Annotated in this window: 10 protein-coding genes; all 10 read right to left on the bottom strand. The window is 40.8% G+C overall.

Features of this window, described 5'->3' with window-relative positions; all coding sequences use genetic code 11:
• Positions 1-53 precede the first annotated feature (53 nt).
• Positions 54-869: an ABC transporter permease gene (locus CAL7507_RS13260; RefSeq protein ID WP_015128981.1), complete on the bottom strand. Its 816-nt coding sequence runs from the start codon at positions 867-869 to the stop codon at positions 54-56.
• Entirely contained in the window at positions 866-1690 is an 825-nt protein-coding gene (locus CAL7507_RS13265) for an ABC transporter permease (RefSeq protein ID WP_015128982.1), read from the bottom strand. Before CAL7507_RS13265 ends, CAL7507_RS13260 begins: the two co-directional genes overlap by 4 nt.
• A gap of 77 nt (positions 1691-1767) precedes the next feature.
• Entirely contained in the window at positions 1768-2703 is a 936-nt protein-coding gene (locus CAL7507_RS13270) for a daunorubicin resistance protein DrrA family ABC transporter ATP-binding protein (protein WP_015128983.1), read from the bottom strand.
• 219 nt (positions 2704-2922) lie between these two features.
• A complete protein-coding gene (locus CAL7507_RS13275; RefSeq protein WP_015128984.1) occupies positions 2923-4272 on the bottom strand; it encodes a thioester reductase domain-containing protein in 1350 nt (449 codons plus the stop codon).
• Entirely contained in the window at positions 4269-7610 is a 3342-nt protein-coding gene (locus CAL7507_RS13280) for a non-ribosomal peptide synthetase (protein ID WP_015128985.1), read from the bottom strand. Before CAL7507_RS13280 ends, CAL7507_RS13275 begins: the two co-directional genes overlap by 4 nt.
• A gap of 168 nt (positions 7611-7778) precedes the next feature.
• Entirely contained in the window at positions 7779-8876 is a 1098-nt protein-coding gene (locus CAL7507_RS13285; protein WP_015128986.1) for an LLM class flavin-dependent oxidoreductase, read from the bottom strand.
• A 268-nt stretch (positions 8877-9144) separates the two neighbouring features.
• On the bottom strand, positions 9145-13677 hold the full coding sequence (locus CAL7507_RS13290; RefSeq protein WP_015128987.1) for a type I polyketide synthase: 4533 nt from the start codon (positions 13675-13677) through the stop codon (positions 9145-9147).
• A gap of 43 nt (positions 13678-13720) precedes the next feature.
• Positions 13721-16171, bottom strand: a complete 2451-nt coding sequence (locus CAL7507_RS13295; protein ID WP_015128988.1) for a condensation domain-containing protein — start codon at positions 16169-16171, stop codon at positions 13721-13723.
• Between the two features lie 155 nt (positions 16172-16326).
• Positions 16327-17784 carry a 3-oxoacyl-[acyl-carrier-protein] synthase III C-terminal domain-containing protein gene (locus CAL7507_RS13300; protein ID WP_015128989.1) on the bottom strand — a complete coding sequence of 486 codons (1458 nt, stop codon included), beginning with the start codon at positions 17782-17784 and terminating at the stop codon, positions 16327-16329.
• A 39-nt stretch (positions 17785-17823) separates the two neighbouring features.
• Positions 17824-20298: a type I polyketide synthase gene (locus tag CAL7507_RS13305; protein WP_015128990.1), complete on the bottom strand. Its 2475-nt coding sequence runs from the start codon at positions 20296-20298 to the stop codon at positions 17824-17826.
• Between the last annotated feature and the right edge of the window lie 87 nt (positions 20299-20385).

Consider the following 20385-nt stretch of genomic DNA (forward strand, 5'->3'; position numbering starts at 1 on the left):
GGTAATTGGCATCAGCCTCTTGCCCATTATCTTTTTTAAAATATCAGAATTACTTATTTTGAATAAGCGCGTGTTGCCAAGGTGCTGAATACTAATGTTAGGGCAAAGCTCCAAAGTAAAGTAGCGATCGCTGAACCTGCGACTGAACCACCAGTAGACAAACCACGAAGTGCTTGAGCCACCACAGAAACCGGGTTGAGTTCGACAAAGCCCTGAAGCCAGTCAGGGAAACTCTCTTGGGGCACATACCCAATGCTCAAAAATGTGAGTGGTAAGAGCCACGGGATCATTGCTGCTTGCACTGACTCTGGTGTTTTGAATTTAACAGCGAAAAATACTGCCAGCCAAGCAAAGGACGAAGTAAAAATCACAGGTAAAATTAGGAACGGCACAATAGCCAGGTAACTAGTTTGGAACCGAAAGCCCAGCAGATATCCTACCAGTGTTATAATCACTACCTGTATTAATAAACGACCAGCACTACTGAAAATTCGTCCAGCTAGCACCGCAGACCGGGCAATGGGTAAGGTACGTAGTCGAGTATCCATGCCGCTATTGAGGTCATTATACAGTGCAGTACCAGTATCAATAGTACTAAAAAGCAATCCCTGAACTATGGTTAACGGTACCAAGAACTGAGCGTAGTCAGCATAAGTGCCATTGGGCATCACTACCTTGGCAAAGCTAGCAGTAAAAATCAGCAATAGAAATACAGGAAATCCAGTGGCTCCGACAATGACAGATGGATTTCTCCAGTCAAGGAGCAAGTTACGGCGAGCAATCAAGGTAATTTCCCCCAGCGTGCGGATGAAGTCACCTTCTTGGTGAGTTGATACTAACTGAGCCGCAGTTGGGCGAGGTAAAGTCATGGCGACACCTTCTGGTAAAAATGAACAGCTAGAAATACAAACACCACCAACAACCCCAGTAGCCAAGCAACAGACCAATAGAGAGGATCTAAAATCTCACTCCCACTAACTAATGCCCTCAGTGCATTGGCAGTGTGGCTGACAGGTTGATTGCGGACGATCGCTTGTAGCCAATCGGGAAAATTTGCTGCGGGACTAAAACCCGTGCTGAGTAAAAGCAAGGGAGCGTAAGGGATAATGCTCAGTGATTGGACTAAATCCGGTTCCTGGAGTCCCAGCGCCAGTGCAGCGTAACCGGCGATCGCCGTAGTCGTGAACAGCAACGTCAAAGCAATAAACCCTACAATCGAGAACCAACCACCCTGAAAACGGAAGCCATAAACATGGGCAAAGCAGATCAGAATCGTTAAGCTAATTGATGCCCGCACGAGGTACGCAATTAATAGCCCACCAAAGGCTGCTACTCGTGAAATTGGCATTGCCCGACACCTTTGCAGCATCCCTGCTTTGATATCGGTGGCTAGGTTAATCGCTGCCCCCATTGCCGTAAAAAACATGGACTGGAGTGTGATAATGGGAACCAAGTACTGGACATAATTAATTTCTTGAGCCGCCATTAACCGTTCAAAAGTTAGCAGAAATCCACTGAGGAACATGATGGGTATCAGCACCACAGATACGACAACTGCGGGAAATCGGGTCAACAAAATCAAGTTTCGTTGACCGATAATCAAACTATCGGCAAACGCCCGACTCATGCCTGATTCGTGCCGGGTTGCTACTAACTTTTTCGCTCTTGTGTATAGGTCATTATTGTCCATCAAATTATTTGACAATTTGTGGTAAAATTTAATACGTGATAAGTTGAGAAAGACTGTATTCTTGCGGTTAGAGTTAATTACAAATCAGTATCAGTTGTGTGACCAGTCAAGGCAAAAAACACATCATCAAGACTGGGACGGCGCAGAGAAATGTCGGTGAGAATCACACCCACAGCCTCTACCCTGCGGATCACCTCAGCTAAGGTGACTATACCTTTTGTCGCTGGAAGCGTTAGCGTAGTGCTGCCAGTAATCTCACCAAGATCCGCTAATGAGCGTCGCACTTTTTGTTCATCACCAGGATCGGCAAGTCGTAACTCGCAGAAAGTTTCGCCCACTCTATTCTTGAGTTCATCAACTGTACCTTGAGCGATCGCCTCTCCGCGATCAATGACCACAATCCAGTCGGCTAGTTCGTCTGCTTCCTCTAGATATTGGGTAGTGAGCAGAATTGTCATCCCCTGCGCCTTTAATGCTCTCACCATATTCCAAACTTGGCGGCGGCTGTAGGGGTCAAGACCAGTTGTCGGCTCATCTAGGAACAGTACTAATGGCTCAGTTATAATACTGATTGCCAAATCTAGCCGTCGTCGCATACCACCCGATAACTTTTTGACTCGCAAATTAGCAGCTGTTGTTAAGTCGAATTGCTCTAGTAATTCTGTAGCTCTGCGTGCAGCCTTGATGCTAGATAGTCGTAACAATCGCCCGAATAATACCAAGTTTTCCCGTGCTGTCAGTTCCTCATCAATAGCCGCAAACTGACCCGTCAGACCAATTAACGCTCGCACCGCAGCAGGTTGAGTAACGACATCATAACCTGCGATCGTGGCACTACCGCCATCTGGTTTCAGCAGGGTAGTTAGGCAATTGATGGTTGTAGTTTTGCCAGCACCGTTCGGTCCCAGCACACCGAGGACTGAGCCAGCTGGTGCGGAGAAATCAATACCTCTCAATACTTCTGTTTTGCCAAAATACTTTCTCAGGTTTTTGACCTGCACCATATCGCTCATGGGAGTTCTTCGATCTCTTGAATTTATTGATAAATTATTTTAATAAATCTTGGGGCTGCAAGATCCCCGACTTCTTAAAGAAGTCGGGGATCTAAACTCCTAACATCTCATACCGTTTCTTTGTGAAGCTGCATATAATTCACCCCCCGGCTATCGCCGGGACTACAGGGGGGTATTATTATGTGCATCTTCATACAAAATAGGTATCAGAACTATTAATTAGCGAAGATTCAAATAAGATAAGTATTTATTGATTAATTCAGTATTAGGTAATGGACAATTAATCGAACTACCTGCAAGCCCATCAAGTGTATTTTGGCAGTCATATTGTAGATGCAATAACTGTAATTGTTCTTCAGAAAAACTTTCTAAAAACATCAAAGGCAGTGACCTGATTGTATTTTCTTGAGCATGTTGGGTAAAATTCACTAATTTTACCCTCCAATCGTCATATTGAGCCATAGTAATTGTATAACCAAATGAGCGTATATAGTCAATCATGGAAGTCATAGAAAGTGGCTGGGGATTGCATAAATGAAAGACTTTTCCTAATGATGCTTGCTGCATAGATAAATGAGCGATCGCCTGACTCACATAATCTACAGGAGTAATATCCCACATCACATCTAAATCAGGCGCACTTTCCAGTTCGATAAAACTTTTGAGAACTGTACTCAGCAAATCCTGATGTTTACAAATTCCTGTTTGGCTACTTCCGGTAATCATTCCAGGTCTATAAATAGATATAGGAATTCCCCTTGAGTGAGCAATTGTCATTATCTTTTCAGCTACCCATTTACTCTGAGCATAACCATTATGGAGTTTTTCCCAGCAATCTAAAATATTCTCTTCTCGAATTACCTGATCTTTAGAATAATTAACAGATTGCACAACAGACAGAGTAGAAATAAAATGTACAGGCTTAACTTTAACCAGGCTAGCTAACCTGAGAATTTCTTGAGATCCCAAAACATTAATTGCCTTAAAAGCAGTGTATGGCAAGATAGAATTAACTAAAGCTCCATTATGATAAATAACATCAATCTGATGTGCCAGTCTTTGAAATTGCTCTTTAGTCAAACCTAATAAAGGCTGTGATAAATCTCCGATTATGGGAATAATTCTGGCACTAAAACTCTCATCCCAAAGTAGATAAAATTTCAGATGATTTTGAATTGTATTTTTTGCTAAATCAGAACTTTCTGCACGTACTAAACAGTAAATGTCTGATTGAGTTCGTTGCAGGAGTTCATAAAGTAAAAAGGCTCCTAAAAATCCCGTTACTCCAGTTAAAAGCAAATTATTTACCTGCAACGTCAAAGCAGTTACATTTTGAGGGTAAATTTTTGGGTCTAAATCGGCTTCCTCCAATAGATTGATAGTAATTTCCTTAATATTATTTTTATTGCTCAAAAACCGAATAATTTCTGCTTTGCGCTCAAATATTTGAGTTTTTATATTTGGCGTTATCACACCTTTAGGAGCATTGCAACGGATGATATCGCCATCAGCCAAAAGCTTAATATCCAAGCTAATAAGTTCAGCTAAAAATTCTTCAATAGGCTTCATATTTCTATTTCCTCACGTTCGCCTATCTGCTCAACAAGCGCAAAAGAAAACTGTTCAATAATTTGCATTCTCTCAATCCGTTCAGCTAAACCCGCAACAGTAGGAACCTCAAATAAATCGACAATTGTTAACTCTACTTGCAAAGCTTCAGACAATTGAGTAATTAATTGGATAACTAATAAAGAATTTCCTCCTAACTCAAAGAAGTCATCATAAATACCCACTTGATTAACCCCAATAACTTGAGAAAATATCTCCGCAATCATTTTTTCTGTAAAAGTACGAGGCTTAACGAAAGTTTCTGATAATTCCGGTCTATGTGTCTCAGGAATAGGTAATGCGCGACGGTCTACTTTACCGTTAGGATTTAGCGGTAAAGCTTTCAGCATGACGAAAACAGCAGGTATCATATAGTTGGGCAATTTCTTTTCAATGAAGTAGCGCAGGTCACTAGTAGTAGGAATATGTTCTGCTTCAGCTACTACATAAGCCACAAGGCGCTTGTTTCCAGATTGGTCTTCTTGATCTAAAACCACAGATTGAAGAACAGAAGGATGCTGGGTCAATACAGATTCAACTTCCCCAAGTTCAATGCGGAAACCACGAATCTTCACTTGATGGTCAACACGTCCCAAAAACTCCACATTACCATCTGCTAAATAACGAGCTAAATCCCCTGTTTTATATAATTTTGTATTGTCAAAGGGGCTGGGGATAAATTTCTGTTCAGTTAACTCTGGCTGATTCAAATAACCACGAGCTAGACCAATACTACTAATATATAATTCGCCAGTAATACCAATAGGAACTAGCTGTAAATATGCGTCCAGAATATAAAATTTAGTATTTGGAAATGGACGACCAATTGGGACTAGTCCATCAATTAACAAATTGCCCTGTTCTGTTTCAAAATATGAACTGTCAATAGTGGCTTCACTCACGCCATAGGAATTAATTAAACGAGTTTCTGGACTCAAAAAATGCTTAATTTTTAGATAATCTTCCGCATACCAACTATCGGAACCAACAGCTAATAATTTCATCAAGTCGAGTTTTTGCTCTGTTTTTTCTAAATACTGAATCAAATGTTTCAGCACAACTGGTACAAACTCTGCACAATCAATCTTTTCTTTGTTCATTAGTTTATATAACTTTTCTGGTTCTAAAAGCCACTCTCGCTTACAGATAACTAGCTTGGCTCCAGAACAAAGCGCACGTACCATATCTCCTGAAAAAACATCAAAAGAGAAACTCGCCATTTGTAGATGACTGGAACACAAAGAACGAAGTTGATATGCATCTTCCCAACCTAGATATGCATTCACCAAATTTCGATGTGTAATCATGACTCCTTTAGGATTTCCGGTAGAACCAGAGGTGTAGATTACATAAACTAAGTTTTCAGCTAATATCTCATGGGTGGGATTTTGTTTGTGCTGTTGCGAAATTAATTCCCAGTCTTTATCCAAGCAAACTACAGGTGATTTTATCTCAGGTAAATCTGCTAGCAAATGCTGCTGAGTTAATATCACTGATACTTGGGAGTCAGACAATATAGAAGCAATACGCTGTTGAGGATAAGCTGGATCTAGAGGAACATAAGCTCCACCTGCTTTGAGAATACCTAATATTCCCACAACCATTGCAATTGAGCGGTCTACACAAATACCAACTAAAACTTCTGGCTTGACACCCAACTTTTGTAGATAATGAGCTAGTTGATTAGCTTGTTGATTAAGTTCTTGATAGGTGAGATTTTGGTCTTCAAATACTACTGCGATCGCATCAGGTGTCTTCTCTACCTGATTGGTAAATAATTGATGAATACAAATCTCTTGAGGAAAATCTATATCAGTTTTATTCCACTCTAATAATTGCTGATGTTCAGAGGGAGTTAATAAAGGTAATTGAGATACTCTTTGATTAGAATTAGCAACAATTCCAGCTAACAATGTCTGAAAATGTCCAATCATGCGAGTAATAGTAGAGTCATCAAATAGTTCAGTGTCATATCCTATTCGTCCTATCAAACCTGATTGTTCTTCTACTAGGTGAAGTGTAATATCAAACTGGGCTGTTTGATTATCAATTAGTGAATAACTGACATCAAGACCAGGAAGTTCTATGTCACGCGATGAAGTGGCATTTTGCATGACAAATAGCACTTGAAATAACGGTAAATAGCTTAAGTTACGCCCTAGTTGTAATTCATCCACTAGCTTTTCAAAGGGTAAATTTTGGTGAGAAAAAGCGTCTAATACTACCTCTCGCACCTGGTTTAATAATTCCCGAAAGCTAGGATTACCCGACAAATTACTACGCAGTACTAATGTGTTGATAAAACAGCCGATTAAATTTTCAGTTTCCGGTTGATGGCGATTAGCACTCGGTGAACCAACTAAGATATCATGGTGTCTGGTGTAGCGATAAAGTAAAATTTTAAACGCTGTTAGTAGCGTCATAAATAAGGTAGCTTCTGACTGCTGGGATATAGCCTTGAGTGCATCGATCAAGGTTTTTGGTAATATAAAAGACTGCATCTTACCAGCAAAAGAGGGAGTTGGCGATCGCAGTCTATCGGTTGGTAATTGCAATAAAGTCGCAGCACCTTGTAATTGCTGCTTCCAATAAGCAATTTCTTTTTTCAGTTGCGTTCCTTGGGTAGCTTGTCTTTGCCAAACTGCAAAGTCTGCATATTGGATTGGTAATTCGGCTAAAGGTGAATGCTGACCACTGATAAAAGCTTGGTATAGAATATTCAACTCACGAAAAAATACACCCACAGACCAAGCATCAGAGACGATGTGATGCATTGTCATCAGCATCATGTATTCTGTGGTGTCTAGGTGTATGAGGGTGACACGCAGAAATAGATTACCTGCTAAGTCAAAGGGTTTGCAAGCCTCCTCGATAGCTAATTGCTGCGCTTTTTGCTCTCGTTCAGATTTAGGGAGCGATCGCAAATCGATCAAGGGTAGTGTAAAGTTGACATCATCTGCAATCACCTGAATAAGTTGCTTGTTGACAGTCTTGAGGGTAGTACGCAAGATGGCATGGCGACGAATGATTTCTCTGATGCTTTGTTCTAAGATTTTAACTTGCAGTAAACCATTGATTTTCAGGGCTACAGGCATGTTGTTAGATGTGGCACTTTTGACCCCTAATTGGTCTTGAAACCACATTCTTTGTTGGGCAAAAGATGCCATTAAATTGTGATTTTTATCTGCAATTATTTTGGGAATTACAGATGTTTTTCCCTGCTTCTGTTTGAGGCGCAGTTCTAGTAAGGAACGCTGTTCTGGTGAAAGTGCAGTAATTCGTTGAGAAAAGTTATTCATGAATTAAGTATCCTGATAAATTATAGCGATTCCCAGTTAAGTGAGGTACAGAACCAATGTTTTTTTTAACGCAGAGGGGCGCAAAGTTAAGCGCAAAGGTACGCAGAGGGTTTGCCCAATTTTATTAGCAATGTATTAAGTACCTCAGTAGATTAGGAAATGCTATATCTACAAATTAATAACTAAATTTTTTATTAACACTTCTTTGCTTCTGCTTCCTGCCTTTTTTTGGTAAGAGTTTTTGATTTCTTTGAGATAGTCTAGGCTTTCCATTACCCAGTCGAAATCAACTCCAAAATCGATTAGAGATGCAATTTCATCAACCCCGGCTGCTTGGAAGCTATCAATCATTTTTTGACAAATTTCTGGGGTTCCCATCAATACTTTATTGTTAAAGTAGGATTCAAAGCTAAATTCTAGTAAGTCTTCTAAATCTTGTGCTGTCATTTTTTGAGGATCTACTGAAAATCTTAAATTTCCAGCAGTTTTTACCATCAAGTCAAAATGGGTTTTGAGGTAATTTTTGAAAGGTTTTTCAACTCTTTGTTTAACTAATTTAATATCTTTGCCGACAAAAGTATGTATCATCACAGCTACTTTATGCTGTTGAGGGTTGTGTCCATGTTGCGCTAAAGATTGGCGATAGAGTGAGATTTTGCGGAAGATATCTTCTAAGCTTTGATAAAGGGGAGAAGTCAGAATATTAGCGCCTATTTTGCCCGCTTCAATAAATGTTTCATCTGCTAAAGAAGTAATCCAAATTGGAAGTTGTGGTTGTAATGCTCTGGGAAAGGTTTTAATTTCTACAGAGTCGCCTTTTCCGCCTTTGAGTGTAATAGATTTACCTTGCCAAAGCTGTTGTATAGTTTGGATATCTCGCCACATAATTTCTTTGTTATTGGCATAATTTTCTGGATAAAGCACAAAGTCATTAGGATGCCAACCTGGGGCAAAAGATAAACTCACTCTACCGTTTGATAAATTATCAACTACAGACCATTCTTCTGCTACCCGGAGTGGATGCTGGAGGGGGAGAACTACGCTACCAGAACGGATTTGAATGCGTTGGGTGATCATAGCGATCGCTGCACCTAACACTGATGGATTGGGATACAGTCCACCAAAGGCATCAAAATGACGTTCGGGAATCCAAATACCAGAAAATCCATGTTGATCGGCAAATTTTGCGCCTTCAATTAACAAGCGATATTTATCGTTTCTGGTTGTTGAACCATCACCAGAAAAGTAAAAAAGACTGAATTCCATGAAGTATTTTCCTTAATTGAATGCTTGGTAAAAGGGAACAGGAACTACATCCTAATTGGCGGGTAATACCAATTCAAATAATGTTTGCAACACATACGTTATTGGTACGGGCACGGCTTCCATAGAATTTCGGGAAAACCGATAGTTTATGGGTGCCATGCCCCTACCCATCTGTCGCATTCTTTTTTTAAATTGGTATAAGATACTCACCCTACAAGAAAATTTATGAAATAAAGATGCAATTCTTCTGTTCCCTATCCCCTTTCGTTTAAATATTACTCAGTTGTTCTTGGACTTCTTCTAGTGATAAACTCTCGATTTCTGCTAACATCTGATTCATGTCTTCGAGTTCTGGCTGCTGGAGTAAATTTTCGGTAATAGCATTGGCTACTTCAGCTATGGTAGGAGCTTCTAAAAGAGTGCGGAGTGATAATTCAACTTGATAAATTTCACGCAGTCTTGACACAAGTCGAACGGCTAATAAGGAATGTCCGCCTAACTCAAAGAAGTTGTCGTTAACGCCTACTACTTCAATACCAAGTTGTTCTTGCCAAATTTGGGCAATTTGTTGTTCTATTTCGTTTCTTGGTGCTAGGTATCGCTCATGAGCCGATGGTGAATTTTGTATTTTCTGTGGGTTTAATTCTTCATGAGGAATCCCATCATGTTTTTGCTTGAGAACGGTTTGTAAGTCTTTTGTGGAAACTACAACGCGATTGAGTCCACTTTGGAGAATCCTGCTCAAGCTATCTAAACCGTCTTTGGATGATATTCCTGTTCTCAGAGTTTCGAGACGCTGCTGCTGGAGAACATCAGGAATTTCTGTAGTTTTTACACCCATGCCAATTTCTTGCCAAGCATCCCAGTTAATTGATGTGGTGAAAGTTTTAGTTTTAGATGCTTTGTAACTAGCAAATACATCCAAAAAGATGTTAGCTGCACAATAATCAATTTGTCCTGCACCACCAACGATAGAACTAAGAGAAGAAAACAGCACCAAAAAATCTAAGTTATTATCTTTAAAAGTCTCTTCTAACACCAGAGTTCCTGTTACTTTTGGTGCCATGACATTTGCTGCCATTTCTGGTGTTTTGAGTTGAATAATCCCACCACCAGCAACACCAGCTGCATGAAAGATACCTTGAATATGACCAAAAACTTGCTGGCTACGTTCAGCTACCATTTGCATTTGGGCTGCATTTGTCACATCTGCACTCAGAACTAGAACCTCTGCACCGAGGTTTTCTAAAACCTGCACTTGCCGAATTTTGCTAGTAGTAGCATCTTGGTCATTGTGGTCTTTTAAACATTGCTTCCATTCATCTTTTGATGGTAAGTGGGAACGGCTAACTAACACCAGTTTTGCTTGTACTGTTTCGGCTAAATATTGAGCAATTGCCAAGCCAATTCCACCCAATCCACCTGTAATTAAGTAAACTCCTTTTGGTTGTAAAGGAATTGGTTTTTGAGCTTTTTCTAAACGGACTGCTGTGTAAGTTGGTAGCCAGCGATAATTGCCTCGATAAGCAACAACTGTATCAGTAGATTGGGCAGCAATTTCTGTGATGATTTGATTTTCTAAAAACGATGCGGGAACAACATCAATGCTACAGCAAGTAATATTTGCATATTCTTGAGGGATAACTTTACAAGCACCCAATAAAGTAGCTTTTTCTGGATAAATAATTTCGGTTCCTGTGACATCTTGGATGTTACTAGAAACAACTCCTATGTGTATTGAATTGGTCACATTTTGGTTGCCGATCGCCTGCGCTAAATAAAGCAAACTATAGAAACCCATATCTTGCTCTGTAAAGGATATACTCCACAGATGAGCAATGTAGGAAATTGACTCTGATACTAGAATTTCTGCTAACAATTGTTCATAGTGTTTTTGCTGTTGGGGATTGATAGTGTAAATGCGATCGCTATTTCTGCTAAACTCTCCACCAATCTTTACCTGGATTACACTATGACCAAGTTGTTCTAGTCGTTCTACCATGCTAGAACCCAAACCAGATTCATCTACAAACACCAACCAACAACGCTTTTGCTCATCCATCTTGGGTAATGGTAAGATAGCTCGCTGCCATGAAGGAACGTAAAACCAGTCTGCAATATCAGGTTTTTTGTCCAACGTTCCCGGCGATGCTTCTGGTGGATCAATCCAATAGCGTTGACGTTCAAAAGGATAGGTAGGTAAGGGTAAACGCCCAGGTTTTTCGTCAGCATAAAATCCCTCCCAATCTACCTGTATCCCTGCTAACCATAGCCTTCCCAGTGCTTTGAGCAAAAATTCTAAATCTGACTTTTGCTCTTTAGGGTGAGGTAACGAAGAGATGACAATCCGCTCAGATGTTTGTTGTTTCGTTAAAGTGCTTAATGTTTGTCCTGGCCCAACTTCTAAAAAGATTGCTTGTGCATCTTTTAATAACTCCGCAATTCCCAAAGAAAATTGCACACTTTGGCGCAGATGTCGCCCCCAGTATGTCGGATCTGTAGCTTCTTCTGCTGTCATCCAAGTACCAGTGACGTTAGAAATTAACTTAATTTGGGGAGGGTTCAGGTTGAGGTGTTGTAGTTGGGCGGTGAATGGTTCGATGATCCCATCCATCATCTGGGAATGAAAGGCATGGGAGGTATGCAAACGGCGATAATCGATTTTTTTGGCAGATAATTGTTTTTCCAGTGCTTCTACAGCATCTACAGCCCCGGAAATCACACTCAGAGATGGGCTATTACTGGCGGCTAAAGAGAGCTTTTCGCCTAAAAAAGATTGCACAGCCTCCGCAGACAAACCAACAGCCAGCATGGTTCCGGGGGGCTGTTTCTGCATTAATTTTCCGCGAGTGGCTACCAGTGCTAAGGCATCTTCTAGAGAGAAAACCCCCGCCAGAGTTGCTGCTACATATTCCCCAACACTATGCCCAATCATGGCTTGAGGAACTATTCCCCATGACATCCACAACTTGGCTAAAGCATACTCAATGACGAATAATGCTGGCTGGGTGATGGCTGTTTGTTGTAGCTGCTGGGTTGCTGTTTGTATGTCTTCCTCGTTGGGATATAGCACCTGCTGCAAGTCGATATCCAGGTGAGGTTTGAGCAAAGCAAAACAGCGATCGCACTCTTGTTGGAAAATTGTCTCATGCTGGTAAAGTTCTCGCGCCATGTTCACATGTTGCGCTCCCTGACCGGGGAACATGAAAATTATAGAGCGATACTCCTGCGGAGTCACTTCGTGAACGCTAGATTCTGTAAGACTCGCTTGTGCATCACCCGATTGCAAAGCTGTGACAGCCTGCTCTAAATTAGCTGCAACAACGACACGGCGATGAGCAAATTCTCTACGTCCCACTTGCAGTGTATAGGCTACATCCGCCAAATTAAGATGGGGATTTTGTTCGAGGTATTGAGCCAGATTCTTAGTAGTCGTTTCTAAAACAGAATCAGTTTTAGCTGATAAACACAACAGCAAATATTCTCTTTTGACTTTTGACACTTCGACTGCGCTCAGTGTGAACTTTTGACTTTTGACTTGTATTGCTTCTTCCAAAATTACATGAGCATTTGTCCCACCAAAACCAAATGAACTCACACCAGCACGGCGGGGGATATCATTGGTTTGCCATTCACGCAGTTGAGTGTTGACGTAAAACGGACTATGCTCAAAATCAATTTGAGGATTGGGTGTCTCAAAATTGAGACTGGGAGGGAGTACTTTGTGATGGAGAGCGAGAACAGTTTTAATTAAACCTGCAATCCCTGCGGCTGCATCTAAATGTCCGATGTTGGTTTTAACCGAACCGATTGCACAATAGCCTTGTTTATTAGTCCCGGCGCGAAAAGCTTGTGTGAGTGCAGCCATCTCAATCGGATCGCCTAAAGCTGTTCCCGTTCCGTGCGCTTCTATGTAGGTAATCGTGTCAGGTTCCACCTCAGCCATCATTTGAGCTGCGCGAATCACTCTGGCTTGTCCCTCTTGAGAAGGTGCGGTGTAGCCTATTTTGGCATCACCATCATTATTAATTGCTGACCCTTTAATAACAGCATAGACATGATCTCGATCAGCGATCGCATCTTCCAACCGCTTGAGAACCACAACCCCCAGACCATTCCCACCGATTGTACCGTTAGCTTGGGCATCAAAAGCCCGACAATGTCCATTGGGTGAAACTAATTCCGTTGGCGATAAGGTTAAATCATTTTGGGGAACTTTCACCGCCACACCAGAAGCCAAAGCCATATCGCATTCCCCATTCAGCAAACCTTGACAAGCCAAGTGAACCGCCACTAAGGAACTAGAACAAGCTGTTTGCACACTTAAACTCGGCCCCTTGAGGTTTAATTTGTAAGAAACGCGGGTGGGAACATGGTCTTTTTCTGTTCCCGTCATAGTTTGCAATAATCCCCTAGATGCCATCAATTCCTGATGGGGATAAAGGTTATAGAGTAAGTAAGTACTCATCCCTATCCCTGCGTAAACTCCTATTGGTCTAGTTTCTCTTTGGGAATCATAACCAGCATTTTCTAAAGCTGACCACGCACACTCTAAAAAAAGCCGGTGCTGCGGGTCCATCGTTTCCGCATCTCTAGGATTAATCTCAAAGAATGAAGCATCAAACAGATCAACATCTTCAAGTATGCCGCCTGCTTTGATAGTTTGAGTATCTGGAAAAACTGAAATTAACTCTAATCCTGCAATCAAATTCTGCCAAAAACCATCAACTGTATTGCTACCAGGGAAGCGAGAAGCAATCCCAATAATTGCTATTTCTAAGCCGTTGTGTGCAATTTCCATAGTTTAAATTATCTCAATTCAAAGTTTTTACCAGAAAAATATTTCAATTATTATTTAACATCTGAGATTTTTTCAGACGCTGTTTTATGCGATGTTTCCCGGATTGCATTTCTTGCTCTTGCTGTCTATCGTGAATTAAATTTGGTGTTTCTTGATGATTTATCAAATATTTTGCTAGAGAATGAACTGTTGAATATTTAAATAAATCAACCAGTGAAACAGACTTTTTATTTTCATATATCAAAACTTGCTGAAGCTTTTGAAAAACCTGGATAATCAATAAAGAATTGCCACCAATTTCAAAAAATTTATGATGTATTCCTACTGATTCTAATTGCAAGACCTCTTGCCAAATAGCAGCAATAGTTTGCTCAAGCTCAGTTTGAGGTGCTACATAGGGAACATCAACATCCAAACATAATTCTGGATGTGGCAAGGTATTTCTATCTACTGTGCCATTTGCTAATAGAGGTAAAGCATCTAAAAATACAAAAGCTGACGGCAACATATAATCTGGTAATTTCTGCTGGAGAAACTGACTTAGTTCTTCTGTTGTTGGTGCCGATTTTTGTGCAGAAACTAGGTAAGCGACTAAATATTTTTTATTTTGTGCTTGCTCTATAGCTGTGACCACAGCTGAACTTATTGCCGGATGCTGTTGTAAAGTTAATTCAATTTCTTCAGGTTGAATATTATATTTACCTAGGCGAATTTGGTGGCTAACTCGTCCTAATAATTCCAGATTACCATCAGGTAAATAACGACCGATGTCACCTGTAGGATATAAACGCTCACCTGTGCGAGGATGGATAATGAAATTGGCATGGGTTTGATGAAAATCGATTCCAGAACAGTAAACTTCTCCGGGAACCCAAGTAGGACAATCTGCTAATACCTGATTGAAAACATAGTATTTCAAATCAGCGATATTTTGGCGAGACACTAATTGTTGAGTCGTCGCTACCCAAGGTTTTTCCGAAACAGCTAGTTGTGCAATCAAAGTACAGTAAGCGCCAAACATATCATCAATCATGCCTTCGGGGAACAGTTCTTTCAGCACATCCCAAGTGAAAGTCAATGCTCCCTTTTCTTCCCAGACTTGAATATCCATCCACACCTGAGACGCTTGACTGATGCCATAGACTAGCTCGCCAAAATGGCTAAATGTTGAGGTGTCTTGACCAAGTGAACTAAAGCGGGAACTGAAACCTAGAGTACTCGTAAAGACCACAGGCATAGCGCTGGGTGCTGTCCTTTGTCTGCGAGCCAGTTCTCGCATCACGGCTACGCCACTGACAGAGCGATGTTCTAAATCTTGCCATAGTTGTTGTTGTATCCTAAAAGAGCGATCGCTAAATGACTCTGAAGCTGAATTATCCACAGCCAGCAAAGTCACAGAAGACAAGTCACCCAAAATATTATTGACTTGAGGATGCAGCGGTAAACGATTAAACAAAGCTAAATTAATCGTAAATTGTGGACTTTTGCTCCAAATAGTTAAAATTTCTGCAAAAGCGGCAATCAATACGCCAGAAGGTGTCAAACCAGCTTGAGTAGCTCTGTGCTTTAATTGTTGCCAATCAGCTTTTTCCAATCTCCCACTGTAACGCTGACACCGTTGTTGTTTAATCTCGCTAGGATGTTTGGCTAGTGGTAAATCAGGAGATGGGGGAAAAGAGTCTAGGCGAGCAAACCAATAATTCTGGGCACGTTTATATAAATCGGTATTTTGCAAAGCTTTTTCTGCTAACACATAATCCCGAAACGAAAGTTCCAATAGTGGCAATTCCACCTCAGGATTTTGATAGATTTGCTCCCATTCTTCAAAGAGAATTAACAAACTCCAAGCATCAAATATTTGCAAATCGTAGCTAATATGTAATCGGACTTTTTCCCCATCCAAATAAGTTGCCCTAATTTCAAATAAAGGCCATTGGTCAGTTGGTAGTACCTGATGAGACATCCGCTCACGAATCAACTCAATTTGTGCTGCGACAACATCTTGTGTCTGTTTTCTCAAATCCAAAACTGCAATTTGATAACCTGGTACTGCTTCCAGAACTTGTTGCTGACCATCCGGTAATACCACCGCCCGCAGCATATCATGACGCGCAATTAATTTTTGTAATGCCCAGTTTAATCTTTCTATATTTAAGCCATCACTCTCTATCTCATAATAGCCATGATTGGCAACATTACCTAATTCTATAACCCCACTACGACCTACCCAGAAAGCTTGCTGCATATCAGTCAAAGGAAAAGGCTGATAGCGCTGCTCTGGTGCGGGCACAATTGTTGGTAACGCAGTTTCTTGATAGTTAATATTACTGTTTTGGCGTAATAACGAGAGCAAATCTGTTTTATATTTTGCCAATGATTCCCGCAGTTCTGGAGTCAGCACCCCTTTAGGCGCATCAATGAAGAGTGAACCTTCATCAACAGATAATTTTACACCTTGATTGGCAAGATTAATTAACAGCGAATGTATTTTCATATTGACAATAAAATCCTATTATTTCATTATTATTGATACCATTCAATTCACACCAAACACTTCTCATCGCTCACAGAATAACTCTCTCAAACTCTTCTTCCTTAGCGTACCTTTGCGCTTTCCTTTGCGTCCCTCTGCGTTGAAAAATATTTAGTTTATAAACTCAATATTTCTCTTTCTTCAACTTCATTACTCAACGATGTTAAATTAACCAATGCCAAATGACTAAGTAATAATTCTGCTAACTGCACTATATTGTTTTCACCAAAAAACTGATTTATAGGTACTCTAATTGCTAAATCAGTTTCCACTCGACTTTTAAAAGTCAAAGCCATAAGCGAGTCGAGGTATGAAGTCAGACGTGCTTGCGGATTCAAGTCTGTTAATGAAACTTCCATCGTAGTAGCCAGCCATTGCTGCATACTTTTTTCTAGTAATTGCTGTCGTGCTTCTGGTGGAACTGCTAACAATTTTTCTCTGGAGAAATTGGTTATGGCGCTGTGCTGAATATTTTCATCCGACAAAGTTACCTTGATTGGTGTAGTAGAATAACCAAGTTTCACATCGCCCCAACGCATGACTGTAGCGGCGGCGGTGGCGGCAGCACCGTTAGTATAAACGAGAACTAAGTCATTTTCTCGAATTTTACCAAGTTTTGCTGCATGGTAAAGATTAGCGATCGCAGATACAGGGCCAATATTGGCATAATGTGGATAAAGATTAATAGTGCGTTCTCCATCAATACCTAATGCTCGTGTACAGACATTGGTATACCAAGCTGTCGGAGTGTTAAAAGCAAAAAAGTCTATTTGTTCTAAACCCACTCCCGCCGCAGCTACAGCCCCCTCACAGCAAACACGCACAAAATCCACGGCGGTTTCGGCGAGTGAGATAGCATTTTCACCTGTCCGGGTGAATATTTGTGGTTGTCCTTGGCTATTTGTAATCAGTTCATAGGAATATGCACCAGATGTTGCCGTAGTAGGAACTATTTTAGTCCCTAAAATTCCTTGGTTTGGTTTAAGTGTATCCACAACAAAAGCACCAGCACCATCACCCATTGACCAAGAAAGTGTATCCTCTTCATCTACAGTTTGTGAACCAAGATGTGAGACAACAACGAGTACATTTTTGTATGTTGCTGTTTGCAATAGTGCGTCAGCATTTTGTAATGCAATTAAGGCACTAGAGCAAGTTGATTCTAAATTCCACGCTGGACAGCATAATCCTAGTTGTTCAGCAAGATAGCAAGCATTACTAGGCCCAATCTGCCCCGGATACAAAGAAGCAACTATCATTAATTCCACATCTTTTGCAGCCATTTCTGCTGTTTGGAGAGCCTCATGAGCCGCTCGATACTCCAGCGTTAGTGGTGACTCTTGTAAACCCAAAACTCGCCGCTCAACATTACCTCTAAAAGGATCTGATAAATACGGTGCTACTTCTTGTGACCAAATATCCATATCAGCAGTTGATATAGATTTAGATACTCTAGTTTTTCTAGAATTAACTCTAGTAATCAAATCAGGAAAATTATGCAGAGAATCTTCTGGTGTCCGAATTACTTCCGGGAAGCAAATTGATAGCGAACGAATACCTATTGGACGATTCATTAACAAATAAATCCTTTAATTTACTAAATTTATTGGTTTTCATATTCCCGACTTCTTTGAGAATTCGGGTATATTGTTAACCAGACTGTCAATTGAGTAATATTGCCGCTCAAAAGGATAAGTTGGTAAAGAAAGCCGATGACGTTTTTCGTGAGCATAATAGCTAGACCAATCTATTTGCACACCTTTTAACCAGAGTTTTCCTAATGTGTTGAGCAAGAAATCTGTTTCTGACTTATCTGTTTGAGCATCAGGTATTGATGTTAATAATAATGACTTTACTTGCTCTTGTTGCAGTAACCAGCTATTTAATATTTTTCCAGTACCAATTTCTAAAAAAATTCGCTTTGGCTCTTGCATTAAATTTTGAATTTCTGGAGACAAAGATATTGATTTGCAGTGCATTTGTTGCACCCAATAAGTCGGATTTGTGACTTCAGTTGTAGCAATCCAAGTACCTGTGATAGCTGAGATTAAGGGAATACGAGGCGGCTGGAGTTTGACTTGTTGAATGTATGTGGTAAATTCGGAAGACAATTGTGGAGTTCTTTCTCGTAAAGCCACTAATACTAAAGCATCTTCTAGGGTAAATACTCCGGCTAAGTAAGCAGCTATATACTCTCCAATATCGCAACCAATCATGGCTTCAATCTGTATTCCCCAAGCTAGCCATAATTTAGCTAGAGCAGATAAAACCACAAATAAGGCTGTTTGTTGCAGTTGTTGTGGTGCTATTTCTACTTGTTCAGCACTTGCATATAGTATGTGACGTAGGTCTAAATTTAAATGCGGCTGGAGTTGTTCGCAACAGTAATCAATATGCTCTCGAAATAAGGGTGCTGTACTATATAGTTCCTTACCAATTTCCAGATATTGGCTGTCTTCACCAGGAAAAACTAACACTAGAGAATGACTGCAAGCTTCTTGGTAGAAAGTGACAGAATCTGGAGACTCTAAGGCTGATATTGCTGTCTCAATATCTTGACAGACTAGCATTCTACGATGTTCAAAAGACCGCCGACCAACTTGCAGGGTATAGGCTACGTCAGCAAGATGCAAATCTGGATGTTGTTTGAGATGATTTACCAGATTTATGGTCGCAGTTTGCAGCGCGGAACTGGTTTTAGCAGAGAGTAGTAATAGATGGCAAGGATGCGATCGCTCAAACACAATATCATGTTTTTGCTCATCCGGGGCTGCTTCCAAAATTACGTGAGCATTAGTACCACCAATCCCAAAGGAACTGACTCCAGCACGGCGAGGGGTGGAATTTATCTGCCATTCTGATAACTGGGTGTTGACGTAGAAGGGAGTGTGAGCAAAATCAATCTGGGGATTTGCTTGTTGAAAGTGCAGACTGGGTGGAATTAACTTGTGTTTGAGCGCTAGAACAGTCTTGATTAAGGCTGCAATACCGCCTGCGATTTTGAGATGTCCGATATTTGTCTTGACGGAACCAATCGCACAGAAGCCTGTTTTTTCCGTGCTGCTACGAAAGGCTTGATGCATCGCACTGATTTCCATCATATCCCCTAGTAAAGTGCCAGTGCCGTGCGCTTCTATATATGTAATCGATTCGGGGGGAATTTCAGCCATAAATTGAGCATTTTTAATCACTTTTGCCTGGCTATCTACCCTAGGGGCGCTGTAGCTAGCTTTTGCCGAGCCATCATTGTTAATTGCTGAACCTTTAATCACTGCATAGATGTTGTCACCTTCTGCGATCGCATCTTCTAATCGCTTTAAAACCACAATACCCACACCACTACCGTAAACTGTTCCTTGGGCATTGGCATCAAAAGCACGGCAGTGTCCATCAGAAGATAAGATACCCGATGCTTGGTATAAATAGCCTCTGTTCTGGGGTAAATCTAGGGAAACTCCTCCAGCTAAAGCCAAGTCACAGTTACCACTGAGTAAGTCTTGACAAGCTAAATGAACTGCTACTAAAGAGGTTGAGCAAGCAGCCTGGACTGTACAACTTGGCCCTTCTAGGTTTAATTTGTAAGATACCCATGTAGTCAAGAAGTCTTTGTCATTACTCATCAAAACTTGCGATTCATCAATCGCGCCTCTGAGATGGGGATTGGATAATAACTTGACTAAGTAACTACTCAGACTAGCACCAGCATAAACTGCGATCGCACCTTGATATTGCTGGGAATCGTAGCCAGCATCTTCTAGCGCTTGCCATGCACATTCTAGAACAAGTCGCAACTGTGGGTCAGTAATCGTTGCTTGTTGCTGACTAAAGCCGAAAAATGCTGCGTCAAATAATTCTGCGTCTTCTAAAACTGCTCCAGCTTTCACATAATCAGGATTTTTTAAAATAGCAGCGTCTATCCCTCTAGATAACAATTCTTCATCAGTAAAAACCGCGATTGATTCCACACCATGCTTGAGGTTTTGCCAAAACTCGTCAACATTCCGCGCACCGGGAAAACGACCAGACATCCCTACAATTGCTATTTCTAACCCACTTTTTACCTCAATTTCTGTAGAAAAGTTATTCATAAGTCAATACGATTCAGGTATAGCTAAAAAATTGATTTTGCGTAGTAGCCTGTCAAGTCAAATGTGCTATAGCTCTTTCTTTGCGTC

Source organism: Calothrix sp. PCC 7507, assembly GCF_000316575.1.
Taxonomy (GTDB): Bacteria; Cyanobacteriota; Cyanobacteriia; order Cyanobacteriales; family Nostocaceae; genus Fortiea.

Excerpts from the sequence above, each read along its gene's own strand:
- CAL7507_RS13290 (WP_015128987.1), bottom strand. The coding sequence starts at position 13,677 with ATGGAAATTGCACACAACGGCTTAGAAATAGCAATTATTGGGATTGCT.
- CAL7507_RS13265 (WP_015128982.1), bottom strand. The coding sequence starts at position 1,690 with ATGGACAATAATGACCTATACACAAGAGCGAAAAAGTTAGTAGCAACC.
- CAL7507_RS13275 (WP_015128984.1), bottom strand. The coding sequence starts at position 4,272 with ATGAAGCCTATTGAAGAATTTTTAGCTGAACTTATTAGCTTGGATATT.
- CAL7507_RS13305 (WP_015128990.1), bottom strand. The coding sequence starts at position 20,298 with ATGAATAACTTTTCTACAGAAATTGAGGTAAAAAGTGGGTTAGAAATA.
- CAL7507_RS13285 (WP_015128986.1), bottom strand. The coding sequence starts at position 8,876 with ATGGAATTCAGTCTTTTTTACTTTTCTGGTGATGGTTCAACAACCAGA.
- CAL7507_RS13300 (WP_015128989.1), bottom strand. The coding sequence starts at position 17,784 with ATGAATCGTCCAATAGGTATTCGTTCGCTATCAATTTGCTTCCCGGAA.
- CAL7507_RS13280 (WP_015128985.1), bottom strand. The coding sequence starts at position 7,610 with ATGAATAACTTTTCTCAACGAATTACTGCACTTTCACCAGAACAGCGT.
- CAL7507_RS13260 (WP_015128981.1), bottom strand. The coding sequence starts at position 869 with ATGACTTTACCTCGCCCAACTGCGGCTCAGTTAGTATCAACTCACCAA.
- CAL7507_RS13295 (WP_015128988.1), bottom strand. The coding sequence starts at position 16,171 with ATGAAAATACATTCGCTGTTAATTAATCTTGCCAATCAAGGTGTAAAA.
- CAL7507_RS13270 (WP_015128983.1), bottom strand. The coding sequence starts at position 2,703 with ATGAGCGATATGGTGCAGGTCAAAAACCTGAGAAAGTATTTTGGCAAA.